Origin of the sequence: Roseobacter sinensis, from assembly GCF_025755255.1 — a bacterium.
In the GTDB taxonomy this organism is placed as follows: Bacteria; Pseudomonadota; Alphaproteobacteria; order Rhodobacterales; family Rhodobacteraceae; genus Roseobacter; species Roseobacter sinensis.
In genome coordinates this window covers 142,958-166,583 of the sequence record NZ_JALIEB010000008.1, presented here as the reverse complement: position 1 = coordinate 166,583, position 23,626 = coordinate 142,958, and the positions used below count along the sequence as shown (strand labels likewise).

Sequence of the window (23,626 nt, the reverse complement as noted above, 5' to 3'; positions counted from 1 at the left end):
GGACCAGCTTCTGGTCGAGATCGTGACCGGTTCGGGCGTTTGGGCCAGGCGACCCTGCGGAGCGGCGGCATGAGGCAGCTGCGCCCATCCTGCCCCGGTTGGGCCGTGACGGGGGCCGCGACGCTGGCGCTGGCCGCTTGTGGGCCGGTGGGCGTGGCGCCGCAGGGGACGCCTGGAGACATCTTCGGCACCACGGAGGGCGGGGGGCCGTCGCTGAATTATATATATGACGAGATCGTGCCGCTCTCGGCAGCTGGCTACATCTCGGACAACTGCGACACCATCGCCTTCAGCCAGGTGGAGGAAGACCGGATGCTGCGCGATCTGAAGGAACGGGTGCTGGAGGACGGCATCACGCCGAACCAGATGGACGCGATCTTCAAGGGGCTGGATGAGAATGCCGAGTTCCAGCGGCGGCTCTCGGCGGATCAGAGCGCCTATATCCAGCGCTGGCTGCTGGACGAGGACAGGCCCGAGACCTTCTGCGCGGCTGGCAAGGCGGAGCTCGCCGCGAACAGCAAGGTCGCGCGGTTCCTGATCGACACAGAAAGGCAGGTCTGAAGAGATGGGCAGATATCACCTCGCAGAGCTCAACGTCGGCCGGTTGGTGGCCCCACTGGACGATCCGCGCGTGGCAGAGTTCATGGCGAACATCGACCGGATCAACGGCTTGGGCAAACGGATGCCCGGGTTTGTCTGGATGATGGAAGGCTCGGGCGCGCCGGGCACGGGCAATACCGAGAACGCGATTGGGGGCGACCCAAGGTTCGTGCCGAACCTGAGCGTCTGGGAGAGCGTCGAGCAGCTCGAGACATTCGTCTGGGGCACGATCCACAAGCAATTCTACCAGCGGCGCGCGGAGTGGTTCGAGGTGCTGGGAGAGATGCATTTCGTGATGTGGTGGGTGCCGGAAGACCACCGCCCGACGCTGGAGGAGGCCCTGGCGCGGCTCGAGCACCTCAAGACCCACGGAGACAGCGACCACGCGTTTGGCTGGGCGCACCTGAAGCAAGCAAGCCAGTGGCAGGGCAACCGGTGCGCACCTGTCGCGGCGGAGTAGAAAGATGAGACCAGTTTACACGATTTTGATGATGGCAGGACTGCTCACAGCCTGTGGCAGCGGGGCGGAGGACATCGCCTTTGACGGGCAATTCTATCGAACGGGCATCAGTGATCTCGATGAGCGGCACAAGTTCCAGGTGACGGCAGCGCCGGTCTCGGCCTCGCTGCTGGGTGCGCGGGAGGCGGCGCGCTATGAGGCGACTGTCTTCTGTGTGAACGAATACGGCAGCTCGGCCATCGAGTGGGTCGTGGGCCCCGATGATGCCGATGAGGTGCTGCCGATTGCCAATGACACGCTGACGCTGGAAGGGGCCTGTCCGCAGTGATCCGCCACCCGTCATATCCCTGCTATTGCATAGCGGCCGCCCCGGCCCCCATCTCTGAGGGGATGGGGTGCGCGGTGTGCCCTGCAGGAGGTTGGATATGAGGAAATTCGTTGTCTCACTGATGCTTGGGGCGCTTGTGGCTGCACCGCAGGTCGGGCTGGCCAAGCCGCCGCTACGCGAGGTAAAGCCCATTGACGATGGGCTGTTCGCAATCGGGCTGGCGGATCAGATCCGCAAGAACTGCCCGGAGATCTCGGCGCGCATTCTGCCGGCGCTTTCTGCATTGCAGAATTTGAGCCAACAAGCGAAGGACATGGGCTATACTCAGGCGGAGATCGACGCCCATGTGGACTCGGATGTCGAGAAGGACCGGCTGCGCGCCAGGGCCCAGCAATACATGGCGTCGAAGGATTTGACGATGGATCAGGCGGGCTATTGTGCGCTTGGCAAAGAGGAAATCGCACGCAACAGCACGGTGGGCGTGCTGCTGCGGGCAGAGGAATAGGGCGCGCCGCTGCAAGAGGCGGGCGGGCCGGAGCGAGAGGCGAGTGATATGAGCGACTTACGAAAGGTTGTCATCGACGGGACCGAGATCGAGGTGGACGGTGCGATGACGCTGATCCAGGCCTGCGAAGAAGCGGGCATCGAAATTCCGCGGTTCTGCTATCACGAGCGACTGACGATTGCGGGGAACTGCCGCATGTGTCTGGTCGAAGTGGTGGGCGGGCCACCCAAACCCGCCGCCTCCTGTGCGATGCAGGTGAAGGACTTGCGGCCGGGGCCGGAGGGTCAGCCGCCGGTGGTCAAGACCAACTCGCCCATGGTCAAGAAGGCGCGCGAGGGGGTGATGGAGTTCCTGCTCATCAACCACCCGCTCGATTGCCCGATCTGCGACCAGGGCGGCGAATGCGACCTGCAGGACCAGGCGATGGCCTATGGCGTGGATTTCTCGCGGTATCGCGAGCCGAAACGCGCTGTCGAAGATCTCGATCTGGGCCCGCTGGTCGAGACGCACATGACCCGCTGCATCTCCTGCACCCGCTGCGTGCGGTTCACCACCGAGGTGGCGGGCATTCACCAGATGGGCCAGACTGGCCGGGGCGAGGATGCGGAGATCACCTCCTATCTCGGGCAGACGCTCGACTCTAATTTGCAAGGCAATATCATTGACTTGTGCCCCGTTGGCGCATTGGTCTCAAAGCCCTATGCCTTCACCGCGCGGCCTTGGGAGCTGACCAAGACCGAGAGCATCGACATCATGGATGCGCTGGGGTCGAACATCCGCGTCGATACCAAGGGCCGCGAAGTGATGCGCTTTTTGCCGCGCAACCACGACGGCGTGAACGAAGAGTGGATCTCGGACAAGACGCGCTTTGTCTGGGACGGGCTGCGGCGGCAGCGGCTCGACAAGCCCTACATCCGCGAGAACGGCAAGCTGCGGCCTGCGACCTGGCCCGAGGCGCTGGAAGCGACGGCGAAGGCGCTGACCGGCGGCAAGGTGGCCGGTATGGTGGGCGATCTAGCGCCGGTGGAGGCTGCATTCGCGCTGAAGACGCTGATCGAGGGTCTCGGCGGGGTTGTGGAGTGCCGGACCGATGGGGCGAAGCTGCCCGCCGGCAACCGCTCGGCCTATGTCGGCACCGCGACCATTGAGGACCTTGAGTTTGCGGACAAAATCCTGCTTGTCGGGACAAATCCCGCGCTCGAAGCCCCGGTTCTGAATGCGCGCATCCGCAAGGCCTGGACCAAGGGAGCCGATGTGATCGTCGTCGGTGAAGCGGTCGATCTGACCTATGAGTACGAGCATATGGGCACGGATCGCGCGACGCTGGCGCATGTGGCCGGGCTCGACATGACCGAGTTGCACGACAAGAATTGCGTTGTGGTCGTGGGGCAGGGCGCGCTGACCGGTGAGGATGGTGCCGCCGTGCTCGCCGAGGTGCAGGGCATTTGCGAGAAATCCGGCGGCAAGCTTCTGGTGCTGCACAGCGCAGCCTCCCGCGTTGGCGCGATGGACGTGGATGCGACAAACCCCGACGGGATGGCGGCGGTCCAGCAGGCCGAGGTGATCTATAACCTCGGGGCTGATGAGATCGACATCGCCGAGGGCCCCTTCGTGATCTACCAGGGCAGCCACGGCGACCGGGGGGCGCATCGCGCCGACATCATCCTGCCGGGCGCGGCCTATACCGAAGAAGACGGGCTGTTCGTGAACACCGAAGGTCGCCCGCAATTGGCTGCGCGCGCGGGCTTCCCGCCGGGCGAAGCCAAGCCGAACTGGGCCATCCTCCGGGCGATTGCGGGACAGCTGCGGAACATTCCGATCCCGGGTGGGTTCGGCTTTCCCTTCGACAGCCTCGGCCAATTGCGCCAGGAACTGGTCAAACGGCATCCGCATCTGGGTGACATCGACGAGGTGCCGGAAAACGCGTGGCAGGCGCTCGAAAAGGGTGCTCTGGGGTCCGGCGACTTCCACAGTGCCGTCACGGACTTCTATCTGACCAATCCGATTGCCCGCGCGTCCGAGCTGATGGCGGAGCTTTCGGCCAATGCCAAGGCGCGCCGACAGGAGGCGCTTGCGGCGGAATGAGAGGGGCTGTGCTGACCTCGGCGGTTCTGCTGGCGGCCTGCACGGAACGGGCGCCGCTGGCCTCGGATTTCGTGCCCGACTATCTGGGCGCCGAGATCACGCAGCTCGCAGGTGATCTCGTACAAGTCGAGGCGCGCATGACCAAGGCGCGTACCGCGGCCACGGTCTTTGAATATGCGGATTGCGCCGTGGCGTCTTTCATGCAGGAAGATGCTGTGCCATATGCGCGATACGTGCGCTCGAATTTCGACAGAGAGGGTGGCGTCTGGGCGGCAGATGTTGTTTACATCACCTCGGTGGAGCGGCCGCGCGGTATCCGGGTGATCGACGCGGCGGCGGTCGCCGCGCACTGCAGGCAAAAACGCATTCCCACGGTGTGAGGACCTATGGCTGATTTCTTTACCACCCCGGGCGGCATTGCCGTGATCATACTGGCGCAAGTGCTTGCGGTTGTTGGCTTTGTGATGATCTCGCTGCTGTTCTTGGTTTACGGCGACCGCAAGATCTGGGCTGCAGTGCAGATGCGGCGCGGGCCGAATGTGGTCGGCACCTTCGGGCTGTTGCAGACCGTGGCGGACGCGCTCAAATATGTGGTGAAAGAGGTCGTGGTGCCCGCCGGCGCGGACAAGACCGTCTTCATGCTGGCGCCGATGACGTCTTTCGTGCTGGCGCTGATCGCCTGGGCGGTGATCCCCTTCAACGAGACGTGGGTTTTGTCCGACATCAACGTCGCCATCCTCTTCGTCTTCGCCGTCTCCTCGCTGGAGGTCTACGGCGTGATCATGGGCGGCTGGGCGTCGAACTCGAAGTATCCATTCCTCGGGAGCCTGCGGTCCGCCGCGCAGATGATTTCTTACGAGGTGTCGCTGGGGCTGATCATCATCGGGGTGATCATCTCGACCGGGTCGATGAACTTTGGCGGCATCGTGGCCGCACAGGACGGGCCCTATGGTTTCTTCAGCTGGTACTGGCTGCCGCATTTCCCGATGGTGTTCCTGTTCTTCATCAGCTGTCTGGCCGAGACCAATCGCCCACCGTTTGATCTGCCCGAGGCGGAGTCTGAGTTGGTGGCGGGCTATCAGGTGGAGTATTCCTCAACACCCTTCCTGCTCTTCATGGCTGGCGAATACATCGCGATCTTCCTGATGTGCGCGCTGACCTCGCTCTTGTTCTTCGGCGGTTGGCTCTCGCCCATTCCGGGGCTGCCCGATGGGGCGCTCTGGATGGTCGCGAAGATGGCGTTCTTCTTCTTCATCTTCGCGATGGTGAAGGCGATCACGCCCCGCTACCGCTATGACCAGCTCATGCGGCTGGGCTGGAAAGTCTTCCTGCCGTTCAGCCTCGTCTGGGTGGTCTTTGTGGCCTTTGCAGCCAAATTCGAGTGGTTCTGGGGCGCTTATGCGCGCTGGGGCATTGGGGGGTGAGGGTGACTGCTGCGATCCTCGGTTTCTCTTTTGCGATGCAAGGCTCTGGCGCTGTCGCGGACTGCGAAGCTGAATTTACGCGGTGGCTTGACGCGTTGCCCGACTGGCAGGCGGCGGGTGCGCAGGAAATGTACATGGATGCAAAGACCCATGCAGGCAAAGAACACGCCATGGCCATCTACAAGTACATCGACGAAATGGTTAAGGTTAAATACAATCTGGACCGAGACCGACCAGTAAGCTCCACAACCGCAACTCGATTCATACTGGTTGATGATTGGCTGACCTGCACGGAAGGGCTTGGGTATGAGCCTGACACACCGATAGCGATTGAGTTTTTCAGCGACTTTTACAAGACAATTGACAAAGACCGAAGCTCACTGAGGCAAACAGCGGAGGCTGCTCAATGACACAGATCGACTACACCCGTGCCGCCAAGTATTTCCTGCTGCAGGATTTCTGGGTCGGCATGAAACTGGGGCTGAAGTACTTTTTTGCCCCCAAGGCAACCGTGAACTACCCGCATGAGAAGGGGCCGCTTTCCCCGCGGTTCCGGGGCGAACACGCGCTGCGGCGGTATCCGAACGGCGAGGAACGCTGCATTGCCTGCAAGCTTTGCGAAGCGATCTGCCCCGCGCAGGCGATCACAATTGATGCAGAGGCGCGCGACGATGGCTCGCGCCGGACCACGCGGTATGACATCGACATGACCAAATGCATCTACTGCGGCTTCTGCCAGGAAGCCTGCCCGGTGGATGCGATTGTCGAAGGGCCGAACTTCGAATTTTCCACCGAGACCCGCGAGGAGCTCTACTACGACAAGGAGAAGCTGCTCGCCAATGGCGAGCGCTGGGAGGCCGAGATCGCCCGCAATCTGGAGCTGGATGCGCCCTACCGATGACCAACTCTGACGCATATCAACGCGGCAAGGCGATGGCGGAGGCGACCAACCCGGGGATCGAGGCGACGCTGGCAGAGCGCTATGATGCGATCCTGCCGGGCTTTTCGACCACCATGATGGAAGTGGCCTTCGGGCACTACTACACACGCGAAGGGCTAGACGATCGTACGCGGTATCTCGCGACCGTGGCAGCACTTGCGGCGCTTGGCGGTCAGACCGGGCCGCAGTTGAAGGTGCACATCCGAAACGCCCTGCGCGCAGGCGCGACCCAGCGCGAGGTGGCGGAGGTAATCAACCAGATGGCGCTCTACGGTGGCTTCCCGGCGATGATCAACGCGCTCAATTCCGCGCTCGAGGTCTTCGAGGAGGAGGCCGCATGAGCGAGCCGAAAAACCCCTTCGAAGGGGCCAATCCCTTCGCGGCAATGTTCACGCAGGCGCAGGAGATGGCCAAGGCCTTCCCGGCGATGGAGGCTTTCACGCCCAAGGGCTTCGAGAAGATGATGGGCACCATGCCCAAGGACCTGATGGAAATGATGTTCGGCAATGCGCTGAACGAAGGCGCGCTCGATGCGCGCACACGGATGCTGTTGACCTTGGCGGGGCTGACCATGCAGGGCGCGCAGAACGACATCGCGTTCCGGCAGGCGGTGCGCCACGCGCTGGAGGCCGGCGCCACCGAACAGCACATCGTCGAGACCATCGGCCAGATGTCGATGTTCGCGGGTTTGCCTGCGATGACCCGCGCGCTGGAACTGGCGCAGCAGGTGCTGGACGAAGGAAAGGACGAGGAATGACGGTTTTTGCCTTTTATCTCTTCGCGATCAGCGTGATCGCCGGCGGGCTCTTCACCGTGATCAGCCGCAACCCGGTGCATTCGGTGCTCTGGCTGATCCTCGCGTTTCTCAGCTCTGCCGGGCTCTTTGTGCTGCTGGGCGCGGAGTTCGTGGCGATGCTGCTGATCATCGTCTACGTGGGCGCGGTGGCGGTATTGTTCCTTTTCGTGGTGATGATGCTCGACGTGGATTTCGCCGAGCTCAAGGCCGAGATGGCGAAATACATGCCGCTGGCGCTGCTGATCGGGGTGGTGATCCTGATGCAGTTTGTCATAGCCTTTGGGTCCTGGGAGGCCAATGTCGCGGCTGAAGGCTTCCGCGCGCAGGTCACACCGGTGGACCGGCACAACACCGAGGCCTTGGGGATGATCCTCTATGATCAGTACTTCCTGCTGTTCCAACTGGCGGGGCTGATCCTGCTGGTGGCGATGATCGGGGCCATTGTGCTGACACTGCGCCACCGCTCGGATGTGAAGCGGCAGGATGTGGTCGCACAGATGATGCGCGACCCGGCTGTCGCGATGGAGCTGAAGGACGTGAAACCGGGGCAGGGCCTCTGATGGACGGTGATCAGATTGCTATTCTGGTGGCCATGGCGGTCGCGGTGCTCGCGGCCTTTGGATATTTCAACCGGCGCTGAAGCCGGCAAGGACGACACGATGGGGCAAGCTATCAATACGCCATGGGGAGCGCTGATTTCGACCAAACCCCCGGGTGTGCTTGGAAACGAGGGCAGCGGCCGACCGCGGGCGTCGCGCGAAGCGTCCGCCGTTTTGCCAAAGGCAAACCACAGGTTTGACGGAGGCGGTCGGGCGCTGCCCGGCGGTTCCCACCGGGCGTTGGCTTTGGGCTTTGCGCTTCTTGTCTCAACACCTCTTCACGCCCTCTCAGTCGAGGACTGCACCCGCGTCACGCATATCAGCCATGGCGGCGAGGCGGATCATATTGACCTCGGCGAGGGCCGCGTGATGTGGCGCGACTGGTGGTCTCAGGAAGGCTCGGCCACTGACATCACGGTGATGGATTGCGGGCCCGGAGCGGCGCTGACCTTTCGGGCGGCCGAAGAGAACATGAACGCGCGCTTCCCCTTCAATCGGGTCGAGGACGCGCTGAAGGTCATTGCAACGCATGAATCCGGCGCGCGGGTTTTTGCGACGCTGGAGCGGATGGCGGAAGAGCTAAAGGCGTTCACACGCGATGTGCGCATTGAGACACGCCACGGCGAAACATGCGCCTGCGCGGCCTTCTACCCGGAGACGCGCGGCGATAAGACGGAATTTGTGCTGGGCTGAAGCCCGGCATCAGGAAGACAAGCGGGATGCATCCCGGAGGGGCGACATGATCGGACTTGAACACTACCTTACAGTGGCGGCGACGCTCTTTGTCATCGGCATCTTTGGCCTCTTCCTGAACCGCAAGAACATCATCATCCTGCTGATGAGCATCGAACTGATGCTGTTGGCGGTGAACATCAATCTGGTGGCCTTCTCCAGCTTCCTCGACGATCTGGTTGGTCAGGTCTTCACGCTCTTCGTGCTGACCGTGGCCGCAGCGGAGGCGGCGATCGGGCTCGCGATCCTGGTCTGTTTCTTCCGCAACCGCGGCACCATCGCCGTGGAAGACGTCAACGTGATGAAGGGCTAAGACATCATGGAAACCATCATCCTCTTTGCCCCGCTGGTTGGCGCGCTGCTCTGCGGTTTCGGCTGGCGCATCTTTGGCGAGACGGCGGCGCTGTGGATTTCCACCTCGCTGCTCTTTGTCTCAGCGGTCCTGTCTTGGGTCGTGTTCCTGACCTTCGACGGCACCACCGAGCAGATCCAGATCTTGCGGTTTATCGAGAGTGGCACGCTCAGCACGGATTGGGCCATAAGGCTCGACCGGCTGACGGCGATCATGCTGATCGTGATCACCACGGTTTCCAGCCTCGTGCACCTCTATTCCTTTGGCTACATGGATCACGATCCGCAGTGGCGGGAAGGCGAGGTCTATAAGCCGCGCTTCTTTGCCTACCTGAGCTTCTTCACCTTCGCGATGCTGATGCTGGTCACCGCGGACAATCTGGTGCAGATGTTTTTCGGCTGGGAGGGCGTCGGCGTCGCCTCCTATCTGCTGATCGGCTTCTATTATCGCAAACCTTCCGCCAATGCCGCCGCGATCAAGGCTTTCGTGGTCAACCGCGTGGGCGATTTCGGCTTTGCGCTGGGGATCTTCGCGCTGTTCTTCCTGACCGACAGCATCAATTTCGACGATATCTTTGCCGCCGCCCCCGATCTGGCGGAGACGCAGCTCACCTTCCTCTGGGGCGAATGGAACGCGGCCAATCTCGTGGCCTTCCTGCTCTTCATCGGGGCAATGGGCAAATCGGCGCAGCTTCTGCTGCACACCTGGTTGCCGGACGCGATGGAGGGGCCGACGCCGGTCTCGGCACTTATCCACGCTGCGACCATGGTGACGGCGGGCGTTTTCCTGGTGTGCCGCATGTCGCCGGTGATGGAATTCGCGCCCGAGGCGATGGCCTTCGTGACGGTGCTCGGCGCGGCCACGGCCTTTTTTGCGGCGACCGTGGGGCTGGTGCAGACCGACATCAAACGCGTGATCGCCTATTCGACCTGCTCGCAGCTGGGCTATATGTTCGTGGCCGCAGGCGTGGGTGCCTATTCGGTGGCGATGTTCCACCTTTTCACCCATGCGTTCTTCAAGGCGATGTTGTTTCTCGGCGCGGGCTCGGTCATCCACGGGATGCACCATGAGCAGGACATGATGAACTACGGCGGGCTGCGCAAGAAGCTGCCCTACACCTTCTGGGCCATGCTGATCGGCACGCTGGCGATCACCGGGGTGGGCATTCCGCTCACCGGGTGGATCGGGTTTGCCGGGTTTGCCTCGAAGGATGCGGTGATCGAGAGCGCCTATGCGGCGGGCCCCGGTGGCTTTGCCTTCTGGGCGCTGGTGATCGCAGCGCTGTTTACCTCCTTCTATTCCTGGCGGCTGATGTTCCTGACCTTCTGGGGGGAGCCGAGGGGCGACAAGCACACGCATGAGCACGCGCATGAAAGCCCAATGACCATGATCTTGCCCTTGGGCGTTCTGGCGCTCGGTTCGATCTTCGCCGGGGCGATCTGGTATTCGAGCTTCTTCGGCAAGCAGAACGAGGTGATCACCTTCTTCGGCGGCCACTACGAAGAGCCAAGCGACGAGATCAAGGCCGCGGTCGCGGAGCGCAGTCCCAAAGCCTCCGAGCTTCACTATGTGATGGAAGATCGACCCGGCGGCGCTGGCATTTACATCGCGCCCGAGAACACCGTGCTGCACGAGGCGCACTACGTGCCCACCTGGGTGAAGCTCTCGCCCTTCGTCGCGATGGTGCTGGGGCTCGTCGTGGCGATCTGGTTCTACCTCGTGAACCCGGAGTTGCCGAAGCGTCTGGCCGAGAACCAGCGGCCTCTCTACCTCTTCCTCAAGAACAAATGGTACTTCGATGAGCTTTACGACGCGATCTTCGTGGGCCCGGCGAAGGCCATCGGCCGTTTCTTCTGGCGGCGGGGCGACGGCGATGTGATTGACGGCAGCCTCAACGGTGTCGCCATGGGCATCATCCCCTTCTTCACCCGCCTCGCGGGCCGTGCGCAGTCCGGGTATATCTTCACCTACGCCTTTGCCATGGTGATCGGCATCGCGGTGCTGGTCACGTGGATGTCGCTCTCCGGGGGAGCCAATTGATGGATAACCTGCTTTCCATTGTGACCTTCATCCCGGCGGTTGCGGCGCTGATCCTGCTGATCTTCCTGCGCGGCGACGATGAGGCGGCCAACCGCAATGCCAAGTGGCTGGCGATGGCCGCGACGACGATGACCTTCCTCGTCTCGCTATTCATCCTGGCCGAGTTCGACCCGAACGATACCGGCTTCCAGTTCGTGGAAGAGGCGCCCTGGCTTTTGGGCCTGCAGTACAAGATGGGCGTCGATGGCATCTCGGTGCTCTTCGTGATGCTGACCACCTTCATGATGCCCCTGGTGATCGCCGCCTCATGGAATGTGACGGTGCGCGTGAAGGAGTACATGATCGCCTTCCTGATGCTGGAGACCCTGATGCTGGGCGTCTTCATGGCGCTGGATCTGGTGCTCTTTTACCTCTTCTTTGAGGCCGGCCTCATCCCGATGTTCCTGATCATCGGCATCTGGGGCGGCGCGAACCGCATCTATGCGAGCTTCAAGTTCTTCCTCTACACCTTCCTCGGCTCGGTGCTGATGCTGGTGGCGATGGTCGGCATGTTCGCTGAAGCGGGCACCACGGATATTGAACAGCTGCTGCGGCACCAGTTCGATTTCGAGACCTTCTCAATTGCGGGCGTGACCATCGTAGGCGGCTTGCAGACGCTTCTGTTCCTCGCTTTCTTTGCAAGTTTCGCCGTGAAAATGCCCATGTGGCCGGTGCACACGTGGTTGCCCGACGCGCATGTGCAGGCGCCGACGGCTGGCTCGGTTGTGCTGGCCGCGATCCTGTTGAAGATGGGCGGCTACGGCTTCCTGCGGTTTTCGATCCCGATGTTCCCGGTGGGGGCGGAGGTGCTGACGCCGCTGATCTTGTGGATGAGCGCCATTGCGATTGTCTACACCTCGCTGGTGGCGCTGGTGCAGGAGGACATGAAGAAGCTGATCGCCTATTCCTCGGTCGCGCATATGGGCTTTGTGACGATGGGGATCTTTGCGGCGAACCAGCAGGGGGTTGATGGCGCGATCTTCCAGATGATCAGCCACGGGTTCATCTCCGGCGCGCTCTTCCTCTGCGTGGGCGTGATCTACGACCGGATGCACACGCGGGAGATCGACGCTTACGGCGGGCTGGTGAACCGGATGCCCGCTTACGCGCTCATTTTCATGCTCTTCACCATGGCCAATGTGGGGCTGCCGGGCACCTCCGGGTTTGTTGGCGAATTCCTGACGCTGATGGCGACCTTCCAGGTCAACACCTGGGTGGCGGCGGTGGCGACCACGGGCGTGATTTTCTCGGCGGCCTATGCGCTCTGGCTTTACCGCCGGGTGGTCATGGGCGACCTGATCAAGGAGAGCCTGCGCTCGATCACCGATATGAGCCCGCGCGAGCGCTGGATCTTTGCGCCGCTGGTGGCGATGACGCTTCTGCTGGGTGTCTACCCGGCGCTGGTGCTGGATATCACCGGGCCCGCGGTGGCCAATCTGGTTGAGAATTACGAGACGGCGCTGGCCGCGGCAGAGACCGCGACGCAGCTGGCGTCGAACTAGAGGACGATGCGATGACTGCCGCTGATCTGACCCTTGTGTTGCCGGAAATCCTGCTCGCCTGCTATGCGATGCTGATGTTGCTGGTGGCGGTCTACACCACCAAGGACGGGCTCGCCTCCACGCTGGTGTGGATGACCGCGGGCGTCATGATCGCCATGGCCGCCTGGATCGGCACGACCGGCGAGGGCGCCAAGAGCGCCTTCAACGGGATGCTGATGATCGACGGCTTTGCGCGCTTTGCCAAGGTCACGATTCTGCTGGCCGCCGCCGTCGTACTGGTGATGTCGGAAGGCTACATGAAGGCGCGCGGGCTCTTGCGCTTCGAATACCCGCTGCTCGTCGCACTGAGTGCCGTCGGAATGATGGTGATGGTCTCGGCCGCGGACCTGATGGCGCTCTACATGGGGTTGGAGCTGCAATCTCTGGCACTCTACGTGGTGGCCTCGCTGCGCCGCGATTCCGTGAAATCGACCGAGGCGGGGCTGAAGTACTTTGTGCTCGGCGCGCTCTCGTCAGGCCTGCTGCTCTATGGCGCCTCGCTGGTCTATGGCTATGCGGGCACCACGCTGTTCTCTGGCATTATCGAGACGGCACAGGCGGGGGAGGTGTCGCTGGGGCTGCTCTTCGGGTTGGTGTTCCTGATGGCGGGGATGGCCTTCAAGGTCTCGGCCGTGCCCTTCCACATGTGGACACCGGATGTCTATGAAGGCTCGCCGACCCCCGTCACGGCATTCTTTGCGACTGCACCGAAAGTGGCCGCCATGGCGCTCTTTGCGCGCGTCCTGCATGATGCCTTTGGCAATGCGGTGAGCGACTGGAGCCAGATCGTGGCCCTTCTGTCGGTGTTGTCGATGTTTCTGGGTGCCGTGGCGGCGATCGGGCAAACCAATATCAAGCGGCTGATGGCGTTCTCCTCGATCGCCCATATGGGCTATGCGCTGATGGGCCTGGCAGGGGGCACGGTCTTGGGTGTGCAGGCGATGCTGATCTACATGGCCATCTATGTGACCATGAATGTCGGCACCTTCGCCTTCATCCTGATGATGGAGAAGGATGGCCAGCCGGTCACGGATATCGGCGCGCTCAACATGTATGCCAAGCGCGAGCCCGGCAAGGCGCTGGCGATGCTGGTGCTGCTCTTCAGCCTCGCCGGGGTGCCGCCGATGCTAGGCTTCTTCGCCAAGTTCTACGTGCTGCGGGCGGCCTATGAAGCCGGGCTCGCCTGGCTCGCCGTCGCGGGGGTGATCGCCTCGGTCATCGGGGCCTACTATTATCTGCGAATCGTCTTCTACATGTATTTCGGCGACGAGGCGGAAGAGGGTGTCGACGGGGGCGGTGCACCGCTTCTGTCAGGTCTGCTGATGGCCTCGGCGGCGATCATGGTGCTGGGTATCGCGAATATGTTTGGCGTCGAGGCGGCGGCCGCTGCGGCTGCGGCCATGCTCGTCAACTGATCCCGGTGCAGCGCATGGCGGAGCGACCCTCCGGGGGGGATATTTCCGGCCAGAAGAACCCGTGATGCCCTGGCCCGACGGATATGGGCGGGTGATCCTGCACGAGGCGGAATCGACTTTGGACGAGGCGCAGCAGCGGGCCGGGACAGAGCCTGTGCCGTTCTGGGTGCTCGCCCATCGGCAGACGGCGGCGCGGGGCCGCCGGGGGCGGGCCTGGGCGATGCCTGAGGGGAATTTCGCGGCGAGCTTGCTGCTGCAGCCAAAGGAGCCGCCGGGCGTAGCGGCCCTGCGGTCTTTCGTGATGGCATTGGCGCTGCACCGTGCATTCGTGGAGGTTTGCGGGCGTGCGGATCTCTTCGCGTTGAAATGGCCGAACGATGTGCTGTTGCGCGGCGGCAAGGTGGCCGGCATCCTTCTGGAAGGATCGGGGCAGGGCGGTGCGATGGGACCGCTGGCGATTGGGGTCGGCGTCAATCTCAAGGCAGCACCAGGGGCGAATGATGTTGAGGCCGGGGCAGTGCGGCCGGTGTCTCTGCGCGGTGAGACGGGTCTGACCGTGGCGCCCGAGGCCTTCCTCGATGCGCTGGCCAGCGCCTATGCCCCTCTTGAGCAGCAGTTCACCACCCATGGATTTGCGCCCATTCGCACGGCCTGGATGGCTCTGGCGGCGCGTCTGGGTGAGAGGATCGTGGCGCGCACGGGGCGCGACGAGGTTGCGGGCACCTTTGAGGATGTGGATGCGGATGGTAGCCTTGTCTTGCGCACGCCCGAGGGTGCGCGCACCATCGCCGCGGCGGATGTGTTTTTCTGAGAGGATCGGCCGATGCTTCTGGCGATTGATTGCGGCAACACCAACACCGTCTTCGCGATCTGGGACGGGGATCAGTTCGTCGCCCAGTGGCGCACCTCCACCGAATGGCAGCGCACGGCGGATCAGTATTATGTCTGGCTGAGCACGCTGATGCGGCTGCAGAACATCGATGTGACGATCACCGATATGATCATCTCCTCCACAGTCCCGCGCGTGGTGTTCAACCTGCGGGTCCTGGCGGACCGGTACTTCAACACGCGGCCCTTGGTGGTGGGCAAATCCGACTGCCTGTTGCCGGTGGATGTGCGGGTGGATGAAGGCACGCAGGTGGGCCCTGACCGGCTGGTGAACACCGTGGCCGGGCACAACCTTTATGGCGGCGACCTGATCGTGGTGGACTTTGGCACAGCGACCACCTTTGACGTGGTCGCCAGCGACGGGGCCTATGTGGGTGGGGTGATCGCGCCGGGCGTGAACCTGAGCCTCGAGGCGCTGCATCAGGCGGCGGCGGCCCTGCCGCATGTGGATATCTCCAAGCCGCAGGCCGTGGTGGGCACCAATACGGTCGCCTGCATGCAGTCGGGCGTCTTCTGGGGTTACATCGGGCTCGTGCGTGAGATATGTGCCCGCATCAAGGCTGAACGGTCCCGCGAGATGCGGGTGATTTCCACGGGGGGGCTGGCCCCGCTGTTCCAGCAGTCCGAAGCGCTCTTTGATGCCTTCGAGGATGATCTGACCATTCACGGGCTGACCGTGATCCACGAGTTTAACAAGGACGCCGCTTAACACATATGAGCAATGAGAGATTGATTTACCTCGCGCTGGGGGGCGCGGGTGAAATTGGTATGAACTGTTATGTCTACGGCTACGGCCGACCTGGCAAGGAGCGGTTGATCGTCGTCGACCTGGGTGTGGCCTTTCCGGATATGGAGACAAGCCCCGGTGTCGACCTGATCCTGCCGGATATCTCGTGGCTGGTGGAGCGGCGCGACCGGATCGAGGCGGTGTTCATCACCCATGCCCACGAGGACCACATCGGGGCCGTGGCCCATACCTACGATCAGCTGCGCGCGCCGATCTACGCGCGGCCTTTCACGGCCAACATCGCGCAGCGCAAGATGGAAGAGCAGGGCCATCCGGAGGATGCGGTGCAGGTGGTCTCGCCTTGGCCGCAGCAGCTGACGGCAGGGCCGTTCTCGGTGGGGTTTCTGCCGATTTCCCATTCGATCCCGGAAAGCTCGGCGATGGTGATCGACAGCCCCGATGGGCGGGTCATTCACTCGGGCGATTTCAAGCTGGATGAGACGCCGCTGGTGGGCGAGCCCTTCGATGCGGAGCTCTGGGCGGAGGTGAGCAAACCGGGCGTGAAGGCGTTGATTTGCGACAGCACCAATGTGTTTTCGCAGCATGCGGGGCGCTCGGAGGCGAGCGTCGGTCCTGAAATCACCAAGCTGGTGGAGCAGGCCAAGGGCATGGTGGTGGCGACAACCTTTGCCTCGAACGTGGCACGGGTGAAGACGCTGGCCGAGGCGGGCGAGCGAGCGGGCCGTTCCATCGTGCTGATGGGGCGGGCGATGAAGCGGATGGTCGAGGCCGCGGTGGAGAGCGGTGTGCTATCCGATTTCCCCCGGATCGTGCAGCCGGAGGACGCCAAGGATATCCCGCGCGAGAACCTGATGCTGCTGGTCACTGGCAGCCAGGGCGAGCGGCGGGCGGCTTCGGCGCAGCTGTCGCGCGGCAAGTATCAGGGGGTCGAGATGAAGGAGGGCGATCTCTTCCTCTTTTCCTCCAAGACCATCCCCGGCAACGAAAAAGGTGTGATCCGCATCATCAACGCCTTCTCCGAACAGGGTGTGGATGTGGTGGATGACAGCACCGGACTCTATCACGTCTCGGGCCATGCGAACCGCCCCGATCTGGAGCGTCTGACCGGGATCGTGAAGCCGCAGGTGGTGATCCCCATGCACGGCGAGCACCGGCATCTGCGCGAGCATGTGAAGCTGGCCGAGCGCAACGGCATGACCGGGGTGCTGGCGGTGAACGGGATGATGGTGGATCTGTCCGGCAACCAGCCGACGATTGCGGAATACATCGAGACGGGCCGCACCTATCTCGACGGGACGGTGCAGATCGGTGCGCTCGACGGGGTGGTGCGGGACCGAATCCGCATGGCGCTGAACGGCCATGTGGTGGTCACCGTGATCCTTGATGACGAAGATGAACCGCTGGGCGAGCCCTGGTGCGAGTTGATGGGGCTGCCGGAGACGGGCAGCAGCCGCGCATCATTGGCCGATGTGCTGGAGGCCGATCTCGGGCAATGGTTGGCGCGGGCGGGGGCGAAGACCCTGCGTGACGACGACAAGCTGCACGAGGGGTTGAAGCGCACGGTGCGGCAGACCGCGCTCGATGAGATCGGGCGCAAGCCTGAAGTCACGGTTGTGGTCAGCCGGCTGAGCTGAGGCGGGCGCGGCGCTGGTGGCAGCCCGGCCCTTCGGGGAGGATATTTTTGGCCAGAAGAAGCGGGGGTACCGCCAGATGGTCAGCCCGTCTTCGGGTCCTATCCGGCGCTGCGTTCCTTGAAGCTGAGGCCGATGAATTCGGGCGTGTGATCCCCAAGACCCACGACCTTGTTGCCACCCTTGTCCGACTTTTCGCCGGCACCACCTCCGCCGGAGCCGCGCCGCCCGCGGCTGCGTTTCGGGCCGTCGTTGGTTTTGCCCGGGGTTTCGGCCGCCGGGCGCTCGGTGGTCTGCGGTGTATCCGCATCCTTCTTGCGGCGCCCGCGTTTGGGCTTGGCCTCGCCTTCGGGTTTTGTCTCTTCGGCGGGGCTGCCGCTCTTCAGCGGGTTGTCGAGCCGCGGTATCTCGCGCTGGACAAGGCTTTCGATATCGGCCAGGTTTTTCTCGTCGCGCGGGATGCAGATCATCACGGCCTTGCCGTCTCGTCCGGCGCGACCTGTCCGGCCGATCCGGTGCACGTAGTCCTCCGCGTGGCTGGGCACGTCGAAGTTGAACACATGGCTGACCGAAGGCACATCGAGGCCGCGCGCGGCAACATCGGAGGCCACGAGAAAGCGCAAGGTGCCGTCGCGGAACCCGTCCAGGGTGCGGGTGCGTTGCGACTGATCGAGATCGCCGTGGATCGGCGCGGCATCATAGCCGTATTTCTTGAGCGATTTCGCGACGATATCCACATCGACCTTGCGGTTGCAGAAGACAATCGCGTTGGTACAGGCCTCGCCCTCCGCGTCGATGATCGCGCGCAGAAGCTTGCGTTTCTCCGAAGGCTCGCGATCCCTGCGTGAGCCTTTGAACATCACCACCCCTTGTTCGATGTTCTCGCCCGTGGTGGCCTGCCGTGCCACTTCGATGCGTTCGGGCGCCGAGAGGAAGGTGTTGGTGATCCGCTCGATCTCGGGCGCCATGGTGGCGGAGAAGAACAGCGTCTGCCGCGTGAACGGTGTGAGGCTGAAGATGCGCTCGATATCCGGGATGAAGCCCATATCGAGCATCCGGTCGGCCTCGTCCACCACCATGATCTGAACGCCGGTCAGCAGCAGCTTACCGCGCTCGAAGTGATCGAGCAGGCGACCCGGCGTGGCGATCAGCACGTCAACACCCTTGTCGATCAGCTTGTCCTGCTCCTTGAACGAGACGCCTCCGATGAGCAGCGCCTTGGTCAGCTTCAGATGCTTTGTATAGGTGTCGAAGTTCTCGGCCACCTGGGCCGCCAACTCCCGCGTGGGGCAGAGCACGAGGCTGCGAGGCATGCGCGCCCGGGCGCGGCCACGGGCCAGCAGGGTAATCATGGGCAGCGTGAAGCTCGCGGTCTTGCCCGTGCCGGTCTGCGCGATGCCGAGCACATCCTTGCCCTCGAGTGCAGGCGGGATCGCTCCGGCCTGGATCGGTGTAGGCGTTTCGTAGCCCGCCTCGGCAATGGCTTTCAGAACTTTTGGATTCAGATTCAGATCAGAGAATTTGGTCATATGTGTCCGATTTTGGCGGACACTGTCTTGGCCCGCAGCAGCGTTCATGTCGGCCCGTATGGCCCAAACTGGCGGCGCTGAGCCGCGACATGCGGGCCTGCATAGCAACATGTGTGCGCAGCGTCAAATCACCATACTATCTATTGGTGAATCCTTGAAAAAATAAGGCTGCGAAAGCGCCCAATTGCGCGGTTTTGTGGCGCCGCCGCTGTGTCTGCACTAGATCATCATTTCCTTGGTCGCGCTGAGCGTGACGTCGGGATAGTCGCGACCCACCCGATCGATGTCCCATTGCAGGCGTGTCAGGTAGACGATGTCGCCATCGTGGTCATGCGAGATGTGCTGCTTGTTGGCCTCGGTAAAGGCATCGACGGCCGGCTTTGGGCCGCTGACCCAGCGGGCGGAGGTGAATTGCGAGGCTTCAAAGCGCACCGGCAGCCCGTATTCCAGCTCGATCCGGCTGGCCAGCACTTCGAATTGCAGCTGGCCCACGACGCCAACGACGAAGCCGGAGCCAATGGCCGGTTTGAAAACCTTGGCGGCGCCTTCCTCGGCGAACTGCATCAGCGCCTTCTCCAGGTGCTTTGCCTTCATCGGGTCACCCGCGCGTACGCCCTGCAGAAGCTCTGGTGCGAAGGAGGGGATGCCGGTCACCCGGATCGCCTCGCCCTCGGTCAGCGTATCGCCGATGCGCAGCTGCCCGTGGTTCGGGATGCCGATGATGTCGCCCGCCCAGGCCTCCTCGGCCAACTCCCGGTCGGAGGCGAGGAACATCACCGGGTTGGTGATCGCCATCGGCTTTTTGGAGCGCACGTGGGTCAGTTTCATGCCGCGTTCGAAATGCCCCGAGGCGAGGCGGACAAAGGCCACCCGGTCGCGGTGCTTTGGGTCCATATTGGCCTGCACCTTGAAGACGAAGCCTGCGACCTTGCTCTCTTCGGGCAGGATCTGGCGCGGCTCGGCGGTCTGGATCTGGGGTTGCGGTCCGTAGGCGGCGATACCCTCCATCAGTTCCTTGACCCCGAAGGAGTTGATGGCCGAGCCGAACCAGATCGGCGTCAGCGAGCCTTCGTGCATCGCGGCCACGTCGAGCGGCGGCAGCAACTCGCGGGCCATCTCCAACTCCTCGCGCAGCTTCTCCAGAAGGGCGGCAGGCACGTGCTCGGCCAGTTTCGGATCGTCGAGCCCCGCTATCTCGATGCTTTCAGCGACACGGTTGCGGTCGGCGCGATCCATCAGTTCCAGCCGGTCGCGCAGGATGTCGTAGCAGCCCAGGAAGTCGCGGCCCATGCCGATGGGCCAGCTCGCCGGGGTGACATCGATGGCGAGGTTCTCCTGGATCTCGTCGATGATCTCGAACACGTCGCGGCTTTCGCGGTCCATCTTGTTGCAGAAGGTCAGGATCGGCAGGTCGCGCATCCGGCAGACCTCGAAGAGCTTCTGCGTCTGGCTCTCGACCCCCTTCGCCCCGTCGATCACCATGACGGCCGCATCGACAGCCGTGAGCGTGCGATAGGTGTCTTCGGAGAAATCCGAGTGGCCGGGCGTATCGACTAGGTTGAAGCGATACTCCTTGAAATCGAAGGACATGGCGGAGGCGGAGACAGAGATGCCGCGGTCCTTCTCCATCGCCATGAAGTCCGATCGCGTGCGCCGCGCCTCACCCTTGGCGCGGACCTGTCCGGCCATCTGTATCGCCCCGCCGAAGAGCAGGAACTTCTCGGTCAGGGTGGTCTTGCCCGCATCCGGGTGGCTGATGATCGCAAAGGTGCGGCGGCGTGCGATTTCCGGCGGCAGATCGGGGCGATTTCTGGGGCTGTCCAACATGTGCGAGCGTATAGCGACGCGCGCGTGCGGCGGCAAGCGCTGTGGGTGAGGCAGGCAGGTGGGGTGGGCTTTCAGGCCACCCGCGCGTCAGCGCAGCGAGGCGCGGCGCAGAATCTCGGCGGCATCGGCGCGCTTCAGCACCTCTTCCTGCACCTCGAGCCGCGTCATGTCGCTGCGGTGATGCGGCTCACCGTCCGCGGTCCGCAGGTCGGGCGGCAGCAGGGCCGCGGTCCGCCCGTCCAGCAGCATCGATTCGGCTGCAATGCCCTCTGCATAGATGATCTGATGGGTGTCGAAGAGCAGCTGAAAATAATCGACAAAGCCACCCTGATCGACTGTCACTGTCGTGCCGTTCACCAGATGGCGCGCCTTGACCAGCACCTCCGGACGGCCTGCGCCGAGGCGGTCCGTGCGTTGATAGATCAGCAGCCTGTGGTCCGGGCTGACGACCAGGTCCCGCGTGTTGTTGAGCGTGCCCGCCGTAATCCGGATCGGGGCGAATTCCCCGACCGCCCGCAGGGTGCTCTGACCGATCCAGCGGATCGGCTGCACGCCATCGTCCCGCGTCAGAACCTCGTCGCCGGGATGCAGGTCTTCGATGGGCATCTGACGACCCGAGCCGAGGGTGATTTGCGTGCTGCGGGTGAAGGACACACTGGCGATCTGCGCAAGCTTGTGCACAGCCTCGGTGCGGTCAATCCCGACGAGCTGGTACTCGGTCTTCGGCGCCAGCGGCGCGAGAGGCAGGGCAAAGACATCCTCGGCATGGCCCTGCGCATCGGTCTGCACAAGGATCAGCACCTCGGTCACAGGAGCGTTCTGCGCCATGAACGTCAGCAGGCTATCCACATGAACCGACGCGCCGGGCGGGCCAAGCTCGGTGTCGGGCGCGATGAGAAACGCACCGGTTGCATCGCAGTGCAGCGCCAGCTTGCTGCAGGCCGTGCCTTCTGTCAGCTCGTAGATGTCGTCCATGCTGAGGTCGGCGGCAAAGCTCAGGGCGTCTCCCTCGTTCGCGCCCGAAACAACGATCATGTCCGACGCCCGAAGCGCGGCGATCAATTGGTGGGATGCGGGGTCTGACACGGGGTTGGCGGGCTTTCGAAAGAGATATCTTGACCGGTAAACCTAGAATTGCGTCCCGGTCCGGTCAACTTTGGCGGTCTTTGGCTGGTCTTGTCCGGGACGGCGATGCTACGCATGCGTGAATCATATCAGGAGGATGCCATGGATTTGGGGATTAAAGGTAAACGCGCGGTCGTTTGTGCGTCGTCAAAAGGTCTTGGGCGGGGCTGTGCCGAGGCGCTGGCCGCTGCGGGCTGCGATCTTGTGCTCAATGCCCGGGGCGCCGAGGCGCTCGACAGCACGGCCGAGGCGATCCGTACGGCCCATGGCGTCTCGGTCGAGACGGTGCCCGCCGACATCACCACAGAAGAGGGTCGCGCGGCGGTGCTCGCAACGGCGGGCGACGCGGACATCCTGGTGAACAACGCCGGTGGTCCGCCGCCGGGCATGTGGCACGATTGGGACCGCGAGGATTTCATCAAGGCGCTCGATGCGAACATGCTGGCACCCATTGCCATGATCAAGGCGCTGGTCCCCGGCATGATGGAGCGCAGTTGGGGGCGGGTCGTCAATATCACCTCCCAGTCGGTGAAGGCGCCGATCCCGCAGCTGGGTCTCAGCAACGCCGCACGCACCGGGCTCACCGGCTATGTGGCGGGTACCAGCCGGCAGGTGGCGGGGTCAGGTGTGATCATCAACAACCTCCTGCCGGGCATTCACGCCACCGACCGCGCCCAGGCGCTCGACGGTCCGGTGGCTGAGCGCGAGGGCATCAGCATGGAAGAGGCGCGTGCGCGTCGCGCGGCGACGATCCCCGCAGGGCGCTATGGCACATCCGAGGAATTCGGCGCGACCTGCGCGTTTCTCTGCTCGCAACATGCAGGCTTCATCGTCGGACAGAACATCCTCTGCGATGGCGGCGCCACGAATGCCACGATCTGAGCGATGGCGGAGCGGTTTTCGTTAAAGGACGATCTCTTCAATGCACGAACCGTCGCACAGCTTGCCGGCGAGTTTGCCGCGGGCGTTCCGGGGTTCGATGCGGCGCGCTTCGAGCAGGAGGCCCTCGCAGGCTTTCCCGAGCGCGAGCTCATGGCGCGGATGGAGTGGCTGGCCGATTGCGCCGAGGCGCAACTGGCCACGGATTTCCCCACCATGGCGGATCAGCTTGAGGCGGCAATGCCCGCACGGCTCGACCCGACATTGCGGGATGACGACTTTGGCCAGTTCATCCATGCGGTGCCGGGTATCCTCGCCGTGCGCCACGGGCTGGAAGACCACCGGGTCCGGGCGATGGCGTTGCTTTACGAGGCAACGCAGCGCTTCTCGATGGAGTTCTACATTCGGCCCTTTCTGAACCGCTGGACCGAAGAAACCCTGGCTGACCTGACGCTCTGGGCCGAAGACGGCAATTACCATGTGCGGCGGCTGGTCAGCGAGGGCACGCGGCCCAAGCTGCCCTGGGCCAAGGCGGTGGTGCTGACCCCGGATCAGACGTTGCCGCTGCTGGACCGGCTGCACGACGATCCGACGCGCTTTGTCACCCGCTCGGTCGCCAATCACCTCAATGATCTGTCAAAGACCCATGACGATCTGGTGCTCGCGCAGCTCGCCGCCTGGCAGGCGCAGGGCAGCCAGGCCCCCAAGGAGCTCGACTGGATCACGCGCCACGCGCTGCGCACGCTGATCAAGCAGGGGCACAAGGGCGCCATGACCGCGCTCGGCTTCGATGCGGAGGTGCCCGTGACCGTCGCGCTGAACATCGAGACCGCGGAGGTCGCGATCGGCGAGGCGTTGGTCTTCAGCTGCACGGTCACCAGCGACCAGGCGCTGCCCGTCCTTGTGGACTATCGCATCACCTTCGCCCGCCCGGACGGCAAGGCGGGTGAGAAGGTCTTCAAGCTCAAGCAGGGAACGGCCACGGCCACCAAACCGTTCGCGGCCCGGAAGGTGCACAAGCTCAAAGGCGATGCGACCACCTTCCGGCTTTATCCCGGGGCCCATCGGGTCACGGTGCAGGTGAATGGTGTTGACCGGGCAGAGGCCGGGTTCGAGCTGATCTGATCGCGGTGCATCACATTC

At 63.3% G+C, this 23,626-nt stretch carries 25 protein-coding genes; 22 read left to right on the top strand and 3 right to left on the bottom strand.

The window, feature by feature from the left end:
• Positions 1-69 precede the first annotated feature (69 nt).
• The 20 genes from MUB52_RS13660 (at position 70) to MUB52_RS13565 (ending at position 17,126) form a co-directional block, all read left to right on the top strand.
• The gene (locus MUB52_RS13660; protein ID WP_263844782.1) at positions 70-561 is read left to right on the top strand and encodes a DUF5333 family protein; all 492 of its coding nucleotides are present in this window, start codon (positions 70-72) and stop codon (positions 559-561) included.
• A 4-nt stretch (positions 562-565) separates the two neighbouring features.
• Positions 566-1,060, top strand: coding sequence for a DUF3291 domain-containing protein (locus MUB52_RS13655; protein WP_263844781.1), 495 nt, complete (start codon positions 566-568; stop codon positions 1,058-1,060).
• A 4-nt stretch (positions 1,061-1,064) separates the two neighbouring features.
• Positions 1,065-1,388 (top strand): hypothetical protein, encoded by a 324-nt coding sequence (locus MUB52_RS13650; RefSeq protein ID WP_263844780.1) that lies wholly within the window; start codon positions 1,065-1,067, stop codon positions 1,386-1,388.
• 97 nt (positions 1,389-1,485) lie between these two features.
• Positions 1,486-1,893 (top strand): DUF5333 domain-containing protein, encoded by a 408-nt coding sequence (locus tag MUB52_RS13645; RefSeq protein WP_263844779.1) that lies wholly within the window; start codon positions 1,486-1,488, stop codon positions 1,891-1,893.
• A gap of 48 nt (positions 1,894-1,941) precedes the next feature.
• Positions 1,942-3,978: an NADH-quinone oxidoreductase subunit NuoG gene (gene nuoG / locus MUB52_RS13640; protein WP_263844778.1), complete on the top strand. Its 2,037-nt coding sequence runs from the start codon at positions 1,942-1,944 to the stop codon at positions 3,976-3,978.
• Positions 3,975-4,358 (top strand): hypothetical protein, encoded by a 384-nt coding sequence (locus MUB52_RS13635; protein WP_263844777.1) that lies wholly within the window; start codon positions 3,975-3,977, stop codon positions 4,356-4,358. The genes nuoG and MUB52_RS13635 overlap by 4 nt, the downstream gene beginning before the upstream one ends.
• A gap of 6 nt (positions 4,359-4,364) precedes the next feature.
• On the top strand, positions 4,365-5,402 hold the full coding sequence (gene nuoH / locus MUB52_RS13630) for an NADH-quinone oxidoreductase subunit NuoH (protein ID WP_263844776.1): 1,038 nt from the start codon (positions 4,365-4,367) through the stop codon (positions 5,400-5,402).
• A gap of 2 nt (positions 5,403-5,404) precedes the next feature.
• Positions 5,405-5,812 carry a hypothetical protein gene (locus MUB52_RS13625; RefSeq protein ID WP_263844775.1) on the top strand — a complete coding sequence of 136 codons (408 nt, stop codon included), beginning with the start codon at positions 5,405-5,407 and terminating at the stop codon, positions 5,810-5,812.
• Positions 5,809-6,303: an NADH-quinone oxidoreductase subunit NuoI gene (gene nuoI / locus MUB52_RS13620; protein ID WP_263844774.1), complete on the top strand. Its 495-nt coding sequence runs from the start codon at positions 5,809-5,811 to the stop codon at positions 6,301-6,303. Before MUB52_RS13625 ends, nuoI begins: the two co-directional genes overlap by 4 nt.
• Positions 6,300-6,683, top strand: a complete 384-nt coding sequence (locus MUB52_RS13615) for a carboxymuconolactone decarboxylase family protein (RefSeq protein WP_263844773.1) — start codon at positions 6,300-6,302, stop codon at positions 6,681-6,683. Before nuoI ends, MUB52_RS13615 begins: the two co-directional genes overlap by 4 nt.
• Positions 6,680-7,099: a carboxymuconolactone decarboxylase family protein gene (locus tag MUB52_RS13610; RefSeq protein WP_263844772.1), complete on the top strand. Its 420-nt coding sequence runs from the start codon at positions 6,680-6,682 to the stop codon at positions 7,097-7,099. Before MUB52_RS13615 ends, MUB52_RS13610 begins: the two co-directional genes overlap by 4 nt.
• Positions 7,096-7,698 (top strand): NADH-quinone oxidoreductase subunit J, encoded by a 603-nt coding sequence (locus MUB52_RS13605; RefSeq protein ID WP_263844771.1) that lies wholly within the window; start codon positions 7,096-7,098, stop codon positions 7,696-7,698. Before MUB52_RS13610 ends, MUB52_RS13605 begins: the two co-directional genes overlap by 4 nt.
• A gap of 99 nt (positions 7,699-7,797) precedes the next feature.
• Complete coding sequence (locus tag MUB52_RS13600) at positions 7,798-8,430, top strand: hypothetical protein (protein WP_263844770.1); 633 nt, start codon at positions 7,798-7,800, stop codon at positions 8,428-8,430.
• Between the two features lie 46 nt (positions 8,431-8,476).
• The gene (gene nuoK, locus MUB52_RS13595) at positions 8,477-8,782 is read left to right on the top strand and encodes an NADH-quinone oxidoreductase subunit NuoK (protein ID WP_011569388.1); all 306 of its coding nucleotides are present in this window, start codon (positions 8,477-8,479) and stop codon (positions 8,780-8,782) included.
• 6 nt (positions 8,783-8,788) lie between these two features.
• Positions 8,789-10,861, top strand: coding sequence for an NADH-quinone oxidoreductase subunit L (nuoL, locus tag MUB52_RS13590; RefSeq protein WP_263844769.1), 2,073 nt, complete (start codon positions 8,789-8,791; stop codon positions 10,859-10,861).
• Positions 10,861-12,402: an NADH-quinone oxidoreductase subunit M gene (locus MUB52_RS13585; RefSeq protein WP_263844768.1), complete on the top strand. Its 1,542-nt coding sequence runs from the start codon at positions 10,861-10,863 to the stop codon at positions 12,400-12,402. The genes nuoL and MUB52_RS13585 overlap by 1 nt, the downstream gene beginning before the upstream one ends.
• An 11-nt stretch (positions 12,403-12,413) precedes the next feature.
• Positions 12,414-13,856 (top strand): NADH-quinone oxidoreductase subunit NuoN, encoded by a 1,443-nt coding sequence (gene nuoN, locus MUB52_RS13580; RefSeq protein ID WP_263844767.1) that lies wholly within the window; start codon positions 12,414-12,416, stop codon positions 13,854-13,856.
• Positions 13,857-13,920: 64 nt separating this feature from the next.
• Positions 13,921-14,667: a biotin--[acetyl-CoA-carboxylase] ligase gene (locus MUB52_RS13575; RefSeq protein ID WP_263844766.1), complete on the top strand. Its 747-nt coding sequence runs from the start codon at positions 13,921-13,923 to the stop codon at positions 14,665-14,667.
• A gap of 12 nt (positions 14,668-14,679) precedes the next feature.
• The gene (locus MUB52_RS13570; RefSeq protein ID WP_263844765.1) at positions 14,680-15,453 is read left to right on the top strand and encodes a type III pantothenate kinase; all 774 of its coding nucleotides are present in this window, start codon (positions 14,680-14,682) and stop codon (positions 15,451-15,453) included.
• A gap of 5 nt (positions 15,454-15,458) precedes the next feature.
• Positions 15,459-17,126 carry a ribonuclease J gene (locus tag MUB52_RS13565; protein ID WP_263844764.1) on the top strand — a complete coding sequence of 556 codons (1,668 nt, stop codon included), beginning with the start codon at positions 15,459-15,461 and terminating at the stop codon, positions 17,124-17,126.
• Between the two features lie 98 nt (positions 17,127-17,224).
• Here MUB52_RS13565 and MUB52_RS13560 read toward each other — a convergent pair whose 3' ends face one another.
• The 3 genes from MUB52_RS13560 to MUB52_RS13550 all read right to left on the bottom strand — a co-directional run bounded on the left by MUB52_RS13560 (position 17,225) and on the right by MUB52_RS13550 (position 21,514).
• On the bottom strand, positions 17,225-18,652 hold the full coding sequence (locus MUB52_RS13560; protein WP_263844763.1) for a DEAD/DEAH box helicase: 1,428 nt from the start codon (positions 18,650-18,652) through the stop codon (positions 17,225-17,227).
• 219 nt (positions 18,653-18,871) lie between these two features.
• Entirely contained in the window at positions 18,872-20,479 is a 1,608-nt protein-coding gene (locus MUB52_RS13555; protein ID WP_263844762.1) for a peptide chain release factor 3, read from the bottom strand.
• An 87-nt stretch (positions 20,480-20,566) separates the two neighbouring features.
• A complete protein-coding gene (locus MUB52_RS13550) occupies positions 20,567-21,514 on the bottom strand; it encodes a Hint domain-containing protein (protein ID WP_263844761.1) in 948 nt (315 codons plus the stop codon).
• Between the two features lie 192 nt (positions 21,515-21,706).
• Here MUB52_RS13550 and MUB52_RS13545 point away from each other — a divergent pair, with 192 nt between their 5' ends.
• Together MUB52_RS13545 and MUB52_RS13540 are read left to right on the top strand one after the other, a co-directional pair.
• Positions 21,707-22,486 carry an SDR family oxidoreductase gene (locus tag MUB52_RS13545; RefSeq protein ID WP_263844760.1) on the top strand — a complete coding sequence of 260 codons (780 nt, stop codon included), beginning with the start codon at positions 21,707-21,709 and terminating at the stop codon, positions 22,484-22,486.
• 3 nt (positions 22,487-22,489) lie between these two features.
• Positions 22,490-23,608, top strand: a complete 1,119-nt coding sequence (locus MUB52_RS13540; protein WP_263844759.1) for a DNA alkylation repair protein — start codon at positions 22,490-22,492, stop codon at positions 23,606-23,608.
• Positions 23,609-23,626 lie beyond the last annotated feature (18 nt).

Excerpts from the sequence above, each read along its gene's own strand:
- MUB52_RS13655 (WP_263844781.1), top strand. The coding sequence starts at position 566 with ATGGGCAGATATCACCTCGCAGAGCTCAACGTCGGCCGGTTGGTGGCC.
- MUB52_RS13585 (WP_263844768.1), top strand. The coding sequence starts at position 10,861 with ATGGATAACCTGCTTTCCATTGTGACCTTCATCCCGGCGGTTGCGGCG.
- nuoI (WP_263844774.1), top strand. The coding sequence starts at position 5,809 with ATGACACAGATCGACTACACCCGTGCCGCCAAGTATTTCCTGCTGCAG.
- MUB52_RS13565 (WP_263844764.1), top strand. The coding sequence starts at position 15,459 with ATGAGCAATGAGAGATTGATTTACCTCGCGCTGGGGGGCGCGGGTGAA.
- nuoN (WP_263844767.1), top strand. The coding sequence starts at position 12,414 with ATGACTGCCGCTGATCTGACCCTTGTGTTGCCGGAAATCCTGCTCGCC.
- MUB52_RS13600 (WP_263844770.1), top strand. The coding sequence starts at position 7,798 with ATGGGGCAAGCTATCAATACGCCATGGGGAGCGCTGATTTCGACCAAA.
- nuoL (WP_263844769.1), top strand. The coding sequence starts at position 8,789 with ATGGAAACCATCATCCTCTTTGCCCCGCTGGTTGGCGCGCTGCTCTGC.
- MUB52_RS13545 (WP_263844760.1), top strand. The coding sequence starts at position 21,707 with ATGGATTTGGGGATTAAAGGTAAACGCGCGGTCGTTTGTGCGTCGTCA.
- MUB52_RS13555 (WP_263844762.1), bottom strand. The coding sequence starts at position 20,479 with ATGTTGGACAGCCCCAGAAATCGCCCCGATCTGCCGCCGGAAATCGCA.
- MUB52_RS13645 (WP_263844779.1), top strand. The coding sequence starts at position 1,486 with ATGAGGAAATTCGTTGTCTCACTGATGCTTGGGGCGCTTGTGGCTGCA.
- nuoH (WP_263844776.1), top strand. The coding sequence starts at position 4,365 with ATGGCTGATTTCTTTACCACCCCGGGCGGCATTGCCGTGATCATACTG.
- MUB52_RS13560 (WP_263844763.1), bottom strand. The coding sequence starts at position 18,652 with ATGACCAAATTCTCTGATCTGAATCTGAATCCAAAAGTTCTGAAAGCC.
- MUB52_RS13650 (WP_263844780.1), top strand. The coding sequence starts at position 1,065 with ATGAGACCAGTTTACACGATTTTGATGATGGCAGGACTGCTCACAGCC.
- MUB52_RS13610 (WP_263844772.1), top strand. The coding sequence starts at position 6,680 with ATGAGCGAGCCGAAAAACCCCTTCGAAGGGGCCAATCCCTTCGCGGCA.
- MUB52_RS13615 (WP_263844773.1), top strand. The coding sequence starts at position 6,300 with ATGACCAACTCTGACGCATATCAACGCGGCAAGGCGATGGCGGAGGCG.
- MUB52_RS13605 (WP_263844771.1), top strand. The coding sequence starts at position 7,096 with ATGACGGTTTTTGCCTTTTATCTCTTCGCGATCAGCGTGATCGCCGGC.
- nuoK (WP_011569388.1), top strand. The coding sequence starts at position 8,477 with ATGATCGGACTTGAACACTACCTTACAGTGGCGGCGACGCTCTTTGTC.
- nuoG (WP_263844778.1), top strand. The coding sequence starts at position 1,942 with ATGAGCGACTTACGAAAGGTTGTCATCGACGGGACCGAGATCGAGGTG.
- MUB52_RS13660 (WP_263844782.1), top strand. The coding sequence starts at position 70 with ATGAGGCAGCTGCGCCCATCCTGCCCCGGTTGGGCCGTGACGGGGGCC.
- MUB52_RS13540 (WP_263844759.1), top strand. The coding sequence starts at position 22,490 with ATGGCGGAGCGGTTTTCGTTAAAGGACGATCTCTTCAATGCACGAACC.
- MUB52_RS13550 (WP_263844761.1), bottom strand. The coding sequence starts at position 21,514 with ATGATCGTTGTTTCGGGCGCGAACGAGGGAGACGCCCTGAGCTTTGCC.
- MUB52_RS13575 (WP_263844766.1), top strand. The coding sequence starts at position 13,921 with ATGCCCTGGCCCGACGGATATGGGCGGGTGATCCTGCACGAGGCGGAA.
- MUB52_RS13570 (WP_263844765.1), top strand. The coding sequence starts at position 14,680 with ATGCTTCTGGCGATTGATTGCGGCAACACCAACACCGTCTTCGCGATC.
- MUB52_RS13635 (WP_263844777.1), top strand. The coding sequence starts at position 3,975 with ATGAGAGGGGCTGTGCTGACCTCGGCGGTTCTGCTGGCGGCCTGCACG.